At 63.7% G+C, this 11,076-nt stretch carries 18 protein-coding genes and 1 pseudogene; 16 read left to right on the top strand and 3 right to left on the bottom strand.

Going from position 1 to position 11,076, the window contains the following annotated elements; genetic code table 11:
• The 15 genes and pseudogenes from ABIC90_RS21615 to ABIC90_RS21545 all read left to right on the top strand — a co-directional run.
• A pseudogene (locus ABIC90_RS21615) lies at positions 1-94 on the top strand (elongation factor Tu); the annotation flags it as partial.
• 21 nt (positions 95-115) lie between these two features.
• A complete protein-coding gene (gene rpsJ / locus ABIC90_RS21610) occupies positions 116-430 on the top strand; it encodes a 30S ribosomal protein S10 (protein ID WP_007838118.1) in 315 nt (104 codons plus the stop codon).
• 152 nt (positions 431-582) lie between these two features.
• On the top strand, positions 583-2,178 hold the full coding sequence (locus ABIC90_RS21605) for a hypothetical protein (RefSeq protein WP_354357690.1): 1,596 nt from the start codon (positions 583-585) through the stop codon (positions 2,176-2,178).
• A gap of 11 nt (positions 2,179-2,189) precedes the next feature.
• Complete coding sequence (locus ABIC90_RS21600) at positions 2,190-2,723, top strand: hypothetical protein (RefSeq protein ID WP_354357688.1); 534 nt, start codon at positions 2,190-2,192, stop codon at positions 2,721-2,723.
• Between the two features lie 244 nt (positions 2,724-2,967).
• Positions 2,968-3,648: a 50S ribosomal protein L3 gene (rplC, locus tag ABIC90_RS21595; protein WP_124459549.1), complete on the top strand. Its 681-nt coding sequence runs from the start codon at positions 2,968-2,970 to the stop codon at positions 3,646-3,648.
• Positions 3,648-4,268: a 50S ribosomal protein L4 gene (gene rplD, locus ABIC90_RS21590; RefSeq protein WP_013543942.1), complete on the top strand. Its 621-nt coding sequence runs from the start codon at positions 3,648-3,650 to the stop codon at positions 4,266-4,268. The genes rplC and rplD overlap by 1 nt, the downstream gene beginning before the upstream one ends.
• Entirely contained in the window at positions 4,265-4,600 is a 336-nt protein-coding gene (gene rplW / locus ABIC90_RS21585) for a 50S ribosomal protein L23 (RefSeq protein ID WP_007838129.1), read from the top strand. The genes rplD and rplW overlap by 4 nt, the downstream gene beginning before the upstream one ends.
• 2 nt (positions 4,601-4,602) lie before the next feature.
• Positions 4,603-5,427, top strand: coding sequence for a 50S ribosomal protein L2 (rplB, locus tag ABIC90_RS21580; RefSeq protein ID WP_093057772.1), 825 nt, complete (start codon positions 4,603-4,605; stop codon positions 5,425-5,427).
• Between the two features lie 10 nt (positions 5,428-5,437).
• The gene (gene rpsS, locus ABIC90_RS21575; RefSeq protein ID WP_007838132.1) at positions 5,438-5,716 is read left to right on the top strand and encodes a 30S ribosomal protein S19; all 279 of its coding nucleotides are present in this window, start codon (positions 5,438-5,440) and stop codon (positions 5,714-5,716) included.
• A 9-nt stretch (positions 5,717-5,725) separates the two neighbouring features.
• Positions 5,726-6,058, top strand: a complete 333-nt coding sequence (rplV, locus tag ABIC90_RS21570) for a 50S ribosomal protein L22 (protein ID WP_007838134.1) — start codon at positions 5,726-5,728, stop codon at positions 6,056-6,058.
• A gap of 17 nt (positions 6,059-6,075) precedes the next feature.
• Complete coding sequence (gene rpsC / locus ABIC90_RS21565) at positions 6,076-6,999, top strand: 30S ribosomal protein S3 (RefSeq protein WP_093247293.1); 924 nt, start codon at positions 6,076-6,078, stop codon at positions 6,997-6,999.
• 28 nt (positions 7,000-7,027) lie between these two features.
• Entirely contained in the window at positions 7,028-7,444 is a 417-nt protein-coding gene (gene rplP / locus ABIC90_RS21560; protein WP_021012789.1) for a 50S ribosomal protein L16, read from the top strand.
• Positions 7,445-7,499: 55 nt separating this feature from the next.
• Positions 7,500-7,709 carry a 50S ribosomal protein L29 gene (gene rpmC, locus ABIC90_RS21555; protein WP_280812268.1) on the top strand — a complete coding sequence of 70 codons (210 nt, stop codon included), beginning with the start codon at positions 7,500-7,502 and terminating at the stop codon, positions 7,707-7,709.
• 9 nt (positions 7,710-7,718) lie between these two features.
• Positions 7,719-7,988, top strand: a complete 270-nt coding sequence (rpsQ, locus tag ABIC90_RS21550) for a 30S ribosomal protein S17 (RefSeq protein WP_354357685.1) — start codon at positions 7,719-7,721, stop codon at positions 7,986-7,988.
• Positions 7,989-8,061: 73 nt separating this feature from the next.
• Entirely contained in the window at positions 8,062-8,568 is a 507-nt protein-coding gene (locus tag ABIC90_RS21545) for a peroxiredoxin (protein WP_354357683.1), read from the top strand.
• 14 nt (positions 8,569-8,582) lie between these two features.
• Here the strand turns inward: ABIC90_RS21545 and ABIC90_RS21540 are convergent, their stop codons facing one another.
• Together ABIC90_RS21540 and ABIC90_RS21535 are read right to left on the bottom strand one after the other, a co-directional pair.
• A complete protein-coding gene (locus ABIC90_RS21540) occupies positions 8,583-9,170 on the bottom strand; it encodes a GNAT family N-acetyltransferase (RefSeq protein WP_354357681.1) in 588 nt (195 codons plus the stop codon).
• Positions 9,167-9,877, bottom strand: a complete 711-nt coding sequence (locus ABIC90_RS21535) for a cytochrome b/b6 domain-containing protein (RefSeq protein WP_354357679.1) — start codon at positions 9,875-9,877, stop codon at positions 9,167-9,169. The genes ABIC90_RS21540 and ABIC90_RS21535 overlap by 4 nt, the downstream gene beginning before the upstream one ends.
• Before the next feature lie 156 nt (positions 9,878-10,033).
• On the opposite strand from ABIC90_RS21535, the gene ABIC90_RS21530 reads away from it, so the two are divergent.
• A complete protein-coding gene (locus ABIC90_RS21530) occupies positions 10,034-10,480 on the top strand; it encodes a c-type cytochrome (protein ID WP_354357677.1) in 447 nt (148 codons plus the stop codon).
• Positions 10,481-10,573: 93 nt separating this feature from the next.
• Here ABIC90_RS21530 and ABIC90_RS21525 read toward each other — a convergent pair whose 3' ends face one another.
• Positions 10,574-11,071 carry a TlpA disulfide reductase family protein gene (locus ABIC90_RS21525; RefSeq protein WP_354357675.1) on the bottom strand — a complete coding sequence of 166 codons (498 nt, stop codon included), beginning with the start codon at positions 11,069-11,071 and terminating at the stop codon, positions 10,574-10,576.
• Between the last annotated feature and the right edge of the window lie 5 nt (positions 11,072-11,076).

Raw genomic sequence — 11,076 nt, 5'->3', positions numbered from 1 at the left:
CCCGATCGCGATGGAAGAAGGCCTGCGCTTCGCCATCCGTGAAGGCGGCCGCACCGTGGGTTCGGGCGTCGTGGCAAAGATCCTCGACATCTAAGTCGCACGCAAAGGAAACACCATGGCTACCAAGCAAAAAATCCGCATCCGCCTGAAGGCGTTCGACTACAAGCTGATCGATCAATCGGCTGCCGAGATCGTTGACACCGCCAAGCGCACAGGCGCGATCGTCAAGGGCCCCGTGCCCCTGCCGACCCGCATGAAGCGTTTCGACATCCTGCGTTCGCCGCACGTCAACAAGACGTCGCGCGACCAGCTGGAAATTCGCACGCACCAGCGCCTGATGGACATCGTCGATCCGACCGACAAGACCGTGGACGCGCTGATGAAGCTCGACCTGCCCGCCGGCGTGGACGTCGAGATCAAGCTGCAGTAAACAGTAAGACTTCCTCGCTTCGCGTTTTGACAAAGCCCGCCTGCAGAAATGCAGGCGGGCTTTGTTTTTTTTCTTGCGGCTATGGCATCCTCTCGCAGCGGTAATTCTTCAAGCATCGGCCGTGGCTGAAACGAGGGCAGCAAGCACAAGCTATGACTCACAAGTTTTCTTTGGCGTTGGGCGCGGCATGTATTGCCGCTGTGTTGCTCGCTGGCTGCGGCGGCGGGGGTGGAGGGGGCGGTGGTGGCGGCGGGTTCCCCATCCTGCCGCCTGTCGCGGGCAATCCGGTCGCCCTGAGCGGCACGGCCACCTACGAATCGGTTCCGAATCCGAGCGGCGGCCTTGTTTACGGCAGCACGTCCGTCAAACCTGTGCGCGGTGCCATGGTCGAGGTGCTCGATGCGGCCACATCCGCGCAGCTGGCAACCACCACCACCGACGACAGCGGCGCCTACGCGGTCACCGTGCCCGCGAACACCACGGTCGTCGTGCGCGTGCGGGCGCAACTGACCCGAAGCGGTGCGTTGCCCAACTGGGATGTGACCGTGCGCGACAACACCCAATCCAACGCGCTTTACTCGATGCAGTCCGCATCCTTTGCAACCGGGGTTGCTGCAACGACACGCGACCTGCGCGCCGCCACCGGCTGGGGCGGTTCGAGCTACTCAGGCCAGCGCGTGGCCGCGCCCTTCGCCGTGCTCGACACGGTCTATACGGCGATGCAGAAGGTGCTGACAGTCGCGCCCGGCACCTCGTTTCCGGTGCTTCGGGTGTTCTGGAGTCCGAACAACGCGCCTTCGTCGGGCGCCATCAACCCTTCGACGGGGCAGATCGGGACCACCTTCTTCATCAACAGGAGCATCGGTCGTGAAATCTACGTCCTCGGCAAGGAAAACGTGGACACCGATGAATTCGATGCGCCGGTGATTGCGCACGAGTGGGGTCACTACTACCAGTCGGCCTTCAGCCGCGACGATTCCCAGGGCGGTGACCACGGACAAGACGACCTCGTCGATCGTCGGCTGGCCTTCTCCGAAGGATGGGGCAATGCCTGGTCGGGCATCGCGCTCAACCGGAAGAACTACGTGGACTCGGTGGGGTCGCGGCAGGCCGCGGGCGGCAACCTGGACCTGTCGGTCGGGCCTGCGACCAATCCGGGTTGGTATCGGGAGGCTTCGATCCAGTCGATTTTCTGGAACCTCAACCAGCAAGTCGGCTTTCAGCCCATCCACGATGCGATGACCGGAATCCTGTTCAGGAGCGGCGCGCCCGTCACGTCGATCCATCCCTTCGCCGCGGCGTTCAACGCCACCGCGCCCGGCAGCGCATCGGCGCTGGCTGGCCTCTTGACGGGGCAGGGCATCAACGCCTCGGCCAATGACCCCTACGGGGAGAACGAGACAAACGGGGGCGGCATGCCCACGATCCCCGCCGGTGTCGTGCTGCCGATGTACCGCGATGTGGTGCCGGGAGGCCTGTCGGTCCAAGCATGCGTTTCCAACGTTGCGGGTAACAACAACAAGCTCGGCAACTCCACCTACCTTCGCTTTTCCGCGCCCACCAACCGCGACTACCAGTTCGTCGTGGGCGCCCCGGCGGGTGCCAATGCCGACTTCGACATCTACCGCGGCGGGTTGATCGCCCGAACGAGCAACAAGGTCAGCCTCGGCGCCGGCGACTACGTTCTGGCGGTTCGCGATCTCAACAATTCCGGTCAGCAGACATGCTTTACCGTCAGCATTCAATAGGGAGGGCCGTCATGACCATCCGAACGACTTCGATGTTCTCCGTGGCCTCGCTTGCACTGGCCGCAGCCGCTGTGTTGCCAGCCCAGGCCGACGGCGTGCCGGGCGAGCGCCATGCCAAGTCCGCTTCGCACCGTGCGGCGCCCATGACGACCGCAGCGCGCAAAGCGAACGACTCCGGCGTGAGCTTGCAGTTCAGGCTCGACGGCGTGCCTCAAGTGGGACGCGCCATCGCCGTCGTCCTGCAGTTCGACGGCGTCACCGATCCCGCGGGTGCGACCGTGCGGCTGAGCGCGGACGCCGGCCTCGCGATTTCGGGGAGCGACTCGCTGACCTTGCCGGTGGCCAAGCGCACCACGGCAACCGTGACCGTGGTGAGCGACCGCGAAGGTCTGGCGTATCTCAACGTTTTCATCACGCAGAAGGGCGCCATGAGCGCCATCTCCATCCCTGTTCAGACCGGGACGGCCGTTCCGGTCATGAAGTCTTCCGGCGAGCTGAAGCCCACGCCGGACGGGGAAAACATCATCACGATGCCTGCCAAATAGGCAGAAAAAGGCAGGAAACCAAGCGAAACGGCCGGATCGCCCCTAGGAATCCCGGCCCTCAGCACCGCTTGCACGGCGCCCGCATAGCGGGCTATAATCGCTGGCTCTGCCCTTGGTGCGTCCGTAGGGGTGCAGTTCGAGCAGAGATTTATCAACCTTCTTTCGCAGGCCGGGAAACTGGCCAAACGCTGTCGCCAATTGAAGTGGCAGCGGCGAGGGGAGTTTCCATTTTTGGAGAAAACAAATGAGTCTGAGCAACTCCCTCGGGTTGCTGGGCCGCAAGGTGGGGATGATGCGTCTCTTCACCGATGACGGGGACGCAGTTCCTGTCACGGTGGTGGATGTGTCCAACAACCGTGTGACCCAGATCAAGTCCCAAGAGACCGATGGCTACGTCGCCCTGCAGGTGACGTTCGGTTCGCGCAAAGCATCGCGCGTGACCAAGCCTGAGGCCGGCCACCTCGCCAAGGCGGGTGTCGAAGCCGGTGAAATCATCCAGGAATTCCGCGTTACCGCAGATACCGCAGGTCAGCACAAGGCTGGCGGCGTCATCACCGCGAGCAGCGTGTTTTCCGTGGGCCAGAAGGTGGACGTGCAAGGCACTTCCATCGGCAAGGGCTTCGCAGGCACGATCAAGCGCCACAACATGAGCTCGCAACGCGCGTCGCACGGTAACAGCCGTTCGCACAACGTTCCCGGCTCGATCGGCATGGCACAAGACCCCGGTCGCGTGTTCCCCGGCAAGCGCATGACGGGTCACCTCGGCGATGTGACCAAGACCACGCAAAACCTCGATGTGTTCCGCATCGACGAAGCGCGTCAACTGCTGCTCATCAAGGGCGCGATCCCGGGTTCGAAGGGTGGCTTCGTCACCGTGCGTCCCGCCATCAAGGCCAAGCCGCAAGCGGCTGAAGGAGCGAAGTAATGCAACTCGAACTCCTGAACGAACAAGGCCAGGCCGCGTCGAAGTACGACGCCCCCGAGACCGTGTTCGGCCGTGACTACAACGAAGACCTGGTTCACCAGATCGTCGTTGCATTCCAGGCCAACGCCCGCCAAGGCACGCGCGCCCAGAAGGACCGCGAGCAGGTCAAGCACTCGACCAAGAAGCCTTTCAAGCAAAAGGGAACGGGCCGCGCCCGTGCCGGTATGACGTCCTCGCCGCTGTGGCGCGGGGGTGGCCGGATCTTCCCGAACATGCCTGACGAAAACTTCTCGCAGAAGATCAACAAGAAGATGTACCGCGCCGGCATGGCCGCCATCTTCTCGCAGCTCGCTCGCGAAGGCCGTCTGGCCGTGGTGGATTCGCTGACCGTGGATTCGCCCAAGACGAAGCCGCTGGCAGCCCGTTTCAAGGCGATGAATCTCGAGTCCGTGCTCGTGATCGCCGAAGAAGTCGACGAAAACCTGTACCTTGCCTCGCGCAATCTGGTCAACATCCTCGTGGTCGAACCCCGTTACGCCGATCCGGTGTCGCTGGTTCACTACAAGAAGGTGCTGGTCACCAAGGGTGCCGTCGACAAGCTCAAGGAGATGTTCGCATGAGCCGCGTGAACCCTACCGCCGCTGAACGTACGTTCGAAGAAGGCCGCCTGATGGCGGTGCTGGTCGCCCCGATCGTGTCCGAAAAGGCCACGATGGTCGGCGAGAAGTCGAACGCTGTCACTTTCAAGGTGCTGCAAGACGCCACCAAGCCCGAGATCAAGGCCGCTGTCGAACTGATGTTCAAGGTCGAAGTCCAGGGCGTGTCGGTGCTCAACACCAAGGGCAAGACCAAGCGCTTTGGCAAGTCCATCGGCCGCCGCGACAACGTTCGCAAGGCCTATGTGACGCTGAAGCCGGGTCAAGAGCTCAACCTCGTCGGGGAAGGCGCTTAATCATGGCCGTCATCAAGATGAAACCCACTTCGCCGGGCCAACGCGGCGCGGTGAAGATTTCGCGTGATCACCTGTTCAAGGGTGCTCCTCACGCAGCCCTGCTGGAACCCCAGTTCCAGAAGGCCGGCCGTAACAACAACGGTCACATCACGATCCGTCACCGTGGCGGTGGTTCCAAGCACCACTACCGCGTTGTCGATTTCGTGCGCAACAAGGACGGCATCCCGGCCAAGGTCGAACGCATCGAGTACGACCCGAACCGCACCGCCCACATCGCTCTGGTCTGCTACGCCGACGGCGAGCGCCGCTACATCATCGCCCCGCGCGGTCTTGAAGCCGGTGCAACGCTGCTGTCGGGCGCCGAAGCCCCGATCCGCGCCGGCAACACCCTGCCGATCCGCAACATCCCGGTCGGCTCGACGATCCACTGCATCGAACTGCAACCCGGCAAGGGCGCGCAGATCGCGCGTTCGGCCGGTACGTCGGCAACGCTGCTGGCTCGCGAAGGCGTCTACGCCCAGGTCCGCATGCGTTCGGGTGAGGTGCGTCGCATCCACATCGAATGCCGCGCAACCATCGGCGAAGTGGCCAACGAAGAACACAGCCTGCGCCAGCTCGGCAAGGCAGGCGCCAAGCGCTGGAAGGGCATTCGCCCGACCGTTCGCGGCGTCGTGATGAACCCGGTCGACCACCCGCACGGTGGCGGCGAAGGCAAGACTGGCGAAGGCCGCCATCCTGTCGACCCATGGGGCAATCTGACCAAGGGCTATCGCACCCGTAACAACAAGCGCACGCAGGTCTTCATCGTGTCGCGTCGCAAGAAGTAAGGGATAGCCAATGACTCGCTCTCTCAAAAAGGGTCCTTTCGTCGACCACCACCTGGTGGCCAAGGCCGACAAGGCCGTGACGACCAAGGACAAGAAGCCGATCAAGACCTGGTCGCGCCGCTCGATGGTTCTGCCCGAATTCATCGGTCTGACCATCGCTGTGCACAACGGCAAGCAACACGTGCCCGTGTACATCACCGACCAGATGGTCGGCCACAAGCTCGGCGAATTTGCGCTCACGCGCACGTTCAAGGGGCACCCCGCGGACAAAAAAGTCCAGAAGAAGTAAGGAACGACCATGTCTGAAACACGTGCAGTCCTCCGCGGTGTCCGCCTCTCGGTCGACAAGGGCCGTCTGGTCGCTGACCTGATCCGCGGCAAGAAGGTCGATCAAGCGCTCAACGTTCTGCAATTCACGCAGAAAAAGGCCGCTGTGATCATCAAGAAGGTGCTCGAGTCGGCTATCGCCAACGCCGAGCACAACGACGGTGCCGACATCGACGAGCTGAAGGTCAAGACCATCTACGTCGAGCAAGGTGCAACGCTCAAGCGCTTCACGGCGCGGGCCAAGGGTCGCGGCAATCGCATCAGCAAGCCCACGTGCCATGTGTACGTGACGGTTGGCAACTAAGAAGGCCTGGAAGAAATATGGGACAGAAAATCCACCCAACCGGGTTCCGCCTTGCGGTCACCCGTAACTGGTCCAGCCGCTGGTACGCAAGCGACCGCGATTTCGCGGGCATGCTGGCCGAAGACATCAAGGTTCGCGAATACCTGAAGAAGAAGCTGAAGAACGCTTCGGTCTCGCGCGTCATGATCGAGCGTCCCGCCAAGAACGCACGCATCACGATCTACTCGGCTCGTCCGGGCGTCGTGATCGGCAAGAAGGGCGAAGACATCGAAAACCTCAAGCGCGAACTGGGCAAGCAGCTCGGCGTGCCGGTTGCGGTCAACATCGAGGAAGTGCGCAAGCCCGAAATCGATGCGCAGCTGATCGCCGACAGCATCACGCAGCAGCTCGAGAAGCGGATCATGTTCCGCCGTGCCATGAAGCGCGCCATGCAGAACGCCATGCGTCTGGGTGCCCTGGGCATCAAGATCATGTCGTCGGGCCGCCTGAACGGCATCGAAATCGCTCGTTGCGAGTGGTACCGCGAAGGCCGCGTGCCGCTTCACACCCTGCGCGCCGACATCGACTACGGCACCTCGGAAGCCAAGACCACGTACGGCGTCATCGGCGTCAAGGTCTGGGTCTACAAGGGCGACACGCTGGGTCGCAACGACCTGCCGGCCGTCGAAACGCCGCGTCCCGACGAAGAGCGTCGCCCGCGTGGTCCCCGCCGTGATGGTCGCCCTGGCGACCGTCCGGGTGGCGACCGTCGTGGTCCCGGCCCCCGCGCCGGCGGCCGCGGCCCGATCGGTGGTAACACCGCTCCGGCCGATGGCAGCGACAAGCCCGCAGAAGCCACTGGTGCAGCGCCTGCTGCACCGGGTGCAGACTCGAAACCCGCCGTTAAGCGCGTCCGCAAAGCCGCGCCAGCTGCAGCAGCTGACGGTGCCAAGACCGAGTGATCGGTCTTAGAACTACGGAGTATTAAAAATGCTGCAACCTGCACGCAGAAAGTTCCGCAAGGAACAAAAGGGCCGCAACACCGGCATCGCAACCCGGGGTAACTCGGTTGCCTTCGGTGATTTCGGTCTCAAATGCACCGACCGCGGCCGCCTCACGGCGCGCCAGATCGAAGCCGCTCGCCGCGCCATTTCGCGTCACGTGAAGCGCGGTGGCCGGATCTGGATCCGCGTGTTCCCGGACAAGCCCATCTCGACCAAGCCCGCCGAAGTTCGGATGGGTAACGGCAAGGGCAACCCCGAGTACTACGTCGCTGAAATCCAGCCTGGCAAGATCGTGTTCGAGATCGTCGGCGTGCCCGAAGAACTCGCCCGCGAAGCTTTCCGCCTGGCCGCCGCCAAGCTTCCGCTGCGTACGACCTTCGTCGCTCGCCAGCTCGGCGCCTGAGAGGAGAACACCCATGGCAACCCGTAAGAAAAAAGAAACCGTGGCTCCGGCCAAGGTGACCAAGGCTGCAACCCTGCGCACGAAAGATGTCGCAGCGCTGCAAGCCGAAGTCAAAGACCTGCAAAAGGCCCATTTCGGCCTGCGCATGCAGAAAGCCACGCAACAGCTGTCGAACACCTCGACGCTGCGCGTGACGCGCCGCGACATCGCGCGCGCCAAGACCATTCTTGCGCAGAAGCAGCAAGAAGCCCAAGCCGCCAAGTAAGGAGTGAACATGACGGAAGCTAAAAAATCCCTCAAGCGCACCTTGATCGGCAAGGTGGTCAGCGACAAGCGTGCCAAGACCGTGACCGTGCTGGTCGAGCGCCGTGTGAAGCACGAGCTCTACGGCAAGATCGTGGCCAAGACGAGCAAGTACCACGCCCATGACGAAAATGGCGTGTACAAGATGGGCGACACCATCGAGATCACGGAAAGCCGTCCGATCTCCAAGACCAAGAACTGGGTTGTGACCCGCTTGGTCGAGAAGGCCGTTCTGGTCTGATCGCCGAGTCTCGAACGACTCCTCCAAAAACGGCCCACAATGTGGGCCGTTTTTCTTTTTCCGGAGCATCTACATGATCAAAATCGGCGACACCCTTCCTTCGGCCACCCTGCAGGAATATTCCGAGGTCGAAGGCGAAGGTTGCAGCATCGGCCCGAACGCCGTGGACGTGAGCAAGGCTTCGGCCGGCAAGACGATCGCGCTGTTCGCCCTGCCCGGCGCCTTCACGCCCACCTGCTCGGCCAAGCACGTGCCGGGCTATGTGCAGCACTTCGACGACTTCAAGGCCGCCGGCGTGGACGAAATCTGGTGCGTGAGCGTGAACGACGCCTTCGTGATGGGCGCATGGGCGCGCGACCAGAAGACCGGCGCCAAAGTGCGCATGCTGGCCGACGGCAGTGCCGATTTCGCCAAGGCCACCGGGCTCACGCTCGATCTGACCGGCCGCGGCATGGGCCTGCGCAGCAACCGCTACTCGATGCTGGTGAAAGACGGCAAGGTCGCCACGCTCAATGTCGAGGCACCCGGCAAGTTCGAAGTCAGCGACGCGGACACGCTGCTGGCGCAAGCTCGCGGCTGATCTGGCTCCGAGGCTCAGAGCTCCACTTTGAGGTAGTGGGCCCCGGCAATGGGGTTGTGATAGTAGGGCGGCACCTCCACGAAACCCAGGTCTTCGTAGAGTGCCCGCGCCGATTCCATCTCGTCGAGCGTATCGAGCAGCACGCACGCGTAGCCCGCGCCGCGTGCTGCATCGAGGATCGCCTCGGCCAGCTGCCGGCCCAGGCCCAGCCCGCGGAAGCCGGGGCGCACATAGAGGCGCTTCATTTCCGCCGCATTCGCATAGTCCGCGTTGTCGAGCGGACGCAGGGCACAGCAACCGGCGACATGTACCAGCGAGCCGTCGGCACGTTGCAGCGTCGGGCTCTGCCGGCCCGCGTCTTCCCTGATGTTTGCCGGGTCCACCAGCGCCAGCAAAAGCGCGCCCCGGGGTTCCACGTATTCGCCGGGCAACCCGGCCAGTTCGGCATCGAAATCCTGAAAGCAGAGGTCGATCTTCAGCGAGCTGGCGTAGTCGCTGAACACCGCGCGCGTGGCTTCGATCTCGTGGGCTTCACCGGGCGTGAGCAGCATGACGACCGGCGTGTCTGCCAGCGGCAGCGGGCGTGAAACTGGAGAGCTCATATGCGCAGCGACGCAATCCAGTTCGCCACGCCGGCGCACAGCGCGAACAGCACCAGCGCCAGTGCGCGCGATGCCGCATCGTCGCGGCTCGGGGCCACCCGGCCGCTCGCGTCGGCAAGCAGCTTGTCGCCCGACACCATCGGCCGCACCAGTCGGTGGCGCTTCACCAGCACATAGAACAGCACCGCGAGCACATGCAGGCTCACGAGCGCGATCACGATCCACTTGCCCTGCGCCTTGTGCCAGCCCGTGGCAAAGCTCACCACCGCACCGGACACGAAGCGGGTGAGCGGCCCTGAAGCGGAGATCTCGTCGTCGGCCATCAGCCCCGTGGCGACCTGGAACGCCAGGATCCCCAGCACCGCGAACACCGACAGCGCGCCCAGCGGCGTGTGCCCGATCAGATGGTCCGGATGCGCCCGCCCGCGCAAATAGGCCACGACGGAGCCCGGTGCATAGAGGAAGGCCGCAAACCGGGACCAGCGCCCGCCCACGAAGCCCCAGAGCAGCCGGAACAGCAGCAGCGACAGCACCGTGTACCCCAGGCGAAAGTGCCATTCCATGATGCCGGTCAAACCGGTGCCGATCAGGCCGAGAACGGCGACGGCCAGCGCCCAGTGAAAGAGACGTGTCGGCAGGTCCCAGACGCGCGTGCGCGACGCAGGGCCGGAGGCGGCCTGGAGGGCGGCCACAGAGGTGTCGGTCATCGGAGGGGCGCGGGGGCGCGAGGCTGCGGAAGGCGCAGATTAGCAAAATCCCGGCCCAAGGCTGCTTCGGGTTGTTGCTATGCCGCGGACATGTCCAGCCCCTACACTGCGCCGCAGCACTGCGTTCGACGGTGCCCCCACCCAAAAGGACCCACGATGATCCGACTTGCCTTGTTCGCACTTGCAGCCGCCTGCGCTGCCGTTTCCGTCCCGGCCGCGGCCCAGTTCGCCAAGCCCGAGGACGCCATCAAGTACCGCCAGAGCGCGTTGTTCGTGATGGGCCAGCACTTCAGCCGCCTGGGTGCCATGGCCAACGGCCGGGTTCCCTACGACGCGGCGGCCGCGACGGCCAATGCGGAAGTCGTGGCCGAGATGGCGAAGCTGCCCTGGGCGGCCTTCGGTCCCGGCACCGAAGGCGGCAAGGCCAAGCCCGAAATCTGGAAGGAAGACGCCAAGTTCAAGGAGCGCCAGCAGAAGCTCGTCGAGGAAACCGGCAAGCTGCTGGTCGCGGCCAAGGCCGGGAACATCGACGCGCTCAAGGCCCAGTTCGGCCCGACCGGCGCCAGCTGCAAGGCCTGTCACGACAGCTTCCGCAACCAGTAAGCAAGCAAGCGGCGGCTGCAAAAAACAAAAGGCGCTCTGCAAGGAGCGCCTTTTCGTTGGGGTACGCGAGGAATACAGCAGGGGGCGAGGGCTTCAGGCCTCCGCGAGCAGCTTCTCGATCAGCTTGTGCAACTCGGCGAAATCGGGTTCGCCCACATAGCGTTTCACGATCTCGCCGCGCTTGTTGACCAGGTAGGTGGTCGGCGTGAGCTTCACGTCGCCCCAGGCCTGCGCGACGCTGCCGGTGTTGTCGATCGCCACCTTGAACGGCAGCTTGCGGGTTTCGGCGAAGTTGACCACGTAGCTCGGCGGGTCGTAGCTCATGGCAACGGCCAGCGTGTCGTAGCCCTGGGCCTTGTACTTGTCGTAGGTGGCGATGACCTTGGGCATCTCGGCAACGCAGGTCACGCAGCTGGTGGCCCAGAAGTTGACCAGCGTGACCTTGCCCTTCATGTCGGCGGTGGTCTTCTGGCTGCCGTCGAGCAGCACGAAGGTGGAAGCCGGTGCGGCCGTGCTGCCGGAGCCGAGGTACACGCCCACGCCAACGGCCAATGCAAGAGCGACGGCGGCGGCAGCGATGTATTTTTTCATGGCAG

Source organism: Variovorax boronicumulans (assembly GCF_040544675.1).
Lineage (GTDB): Bacteria > Pseudomonadota > Gammaproteobacteria > Burkholderiales > Burkholderiaceae_C > Variovorax > Variovorax boronicumulans_D.
This window is presented reverse-complemented; position numbering and strand designations above follow the sequence as displayed.

Coding starts and splice junctions, on each gene's coding strand:
- ABIC90_RS21545 (WP_354357683.1), top strand. CDS start 8,062: ATGATCAAAATCGGCGACACCCTTCCTTCGGCCACCCTGCAGGAATAT.
- rplV (WP_007838134.1), top strand. CDS start 5,726: ATGTCTGAAACACGTGCAGTCCTCCGCGGTGTCCGCCTCTCGGTCGAC.
- rplB (WP_093057772.1), top strand. CDS start 4,603: ATGGCCGTCATCAAGATGAAACCCACTTCGCCGGGCCAACGCGGCGCG.
- ABIC90_RS21605 (WP_354357690.1), top strand. CDS start 583: ATGACTCACAAGTTTTCTTTGGCGTTGGGCGCGGCATGTATTGCCGCT.
- rpsS (WP_007838132.1), top strand. CDS start 5,438: ATGACTCGCTCTCTCAAAAAGGGTCCTTTCGTCGACCACCACCTGGTG.
- rplD (WP_013543942.1), top strand. CDS start 3,648: ATGCAACTCGAACTCCTGAACGAACAAGGCCAGGCCGCGTCGAAGTAC.
- ABIC90_RS21525 (WP_354357675.1), bottom strand. CDS start 11,071: ATGAAAAAATACATCGCTGCCGCCGCCGTCGCTCTTGCATTGGCCGTT.
- rplP (WP_021012789.1), top strand. CDS start 7,028: ATGCTGCAACCTGCACGCAGAAAGTTCCGCAAGGAACAAAAGGGCCGC.
- rpsJ (WP_007838118.1), top strand. CDS start 116: ATGGCTACCAAGCAAAAAATCCGCATCCGCCTGAAGGCGTTCGACTAC.
- ABIC90_RS21600 (WP_354357688.1), top strand. CDS start 2,190: ATGACCATCCGAACGACTTCGATGTTCTCCGTGGCCTCGCTTGCACTG.
- rpsQ (WP_354357685.1), top strand. CDS start 7,719: ATGACGGAAGCTAAAAAATCCCTCAAGCGCACCTTGATCGGCAAGGTG.
- rplW (WP_007838129.1), top strand. CDS start 4,265: ATGAGCCGCGTGAACCCTACCGCCGCTGAACGTACGTTCGAAGAAGGC.
- ABIC90_RS21530 (WP_354357677.1), top strand. CDS start 10,034: ATGATCCGACTTGCCTTGTTCGCACTTGCAGCCGCCTGCGCTGCCGTT.
- ABIC90_RS21535 (WP_354357679.1), bottom strand. CDS start 9,877: ATGACCGACACCTCTGTGGCCGCCCTCCAGGCCGCCTCCGGCCCTGCG.
- ABIC90_RS21540 (WP_354357681.1), bottom strand. CDS start 9,170: ATGAGCTCTCCAGTTTCACGCCCGCTGCCGCTGGCAGACACGCCGGTC.
- rpsC (WP_093247293.1), top strand. CDS start 6,076: ATGGGACAGAAAATCCACCCAACCGGGTTCCGCCTTGCGGTCACCCGT.
- rplC (WP_124459549.1), top strand. CDS start 2,968: ATGAGTCTGAGCAACTCCCTCGGGTTGCTGGGCCGCAAGGTGGGGATG.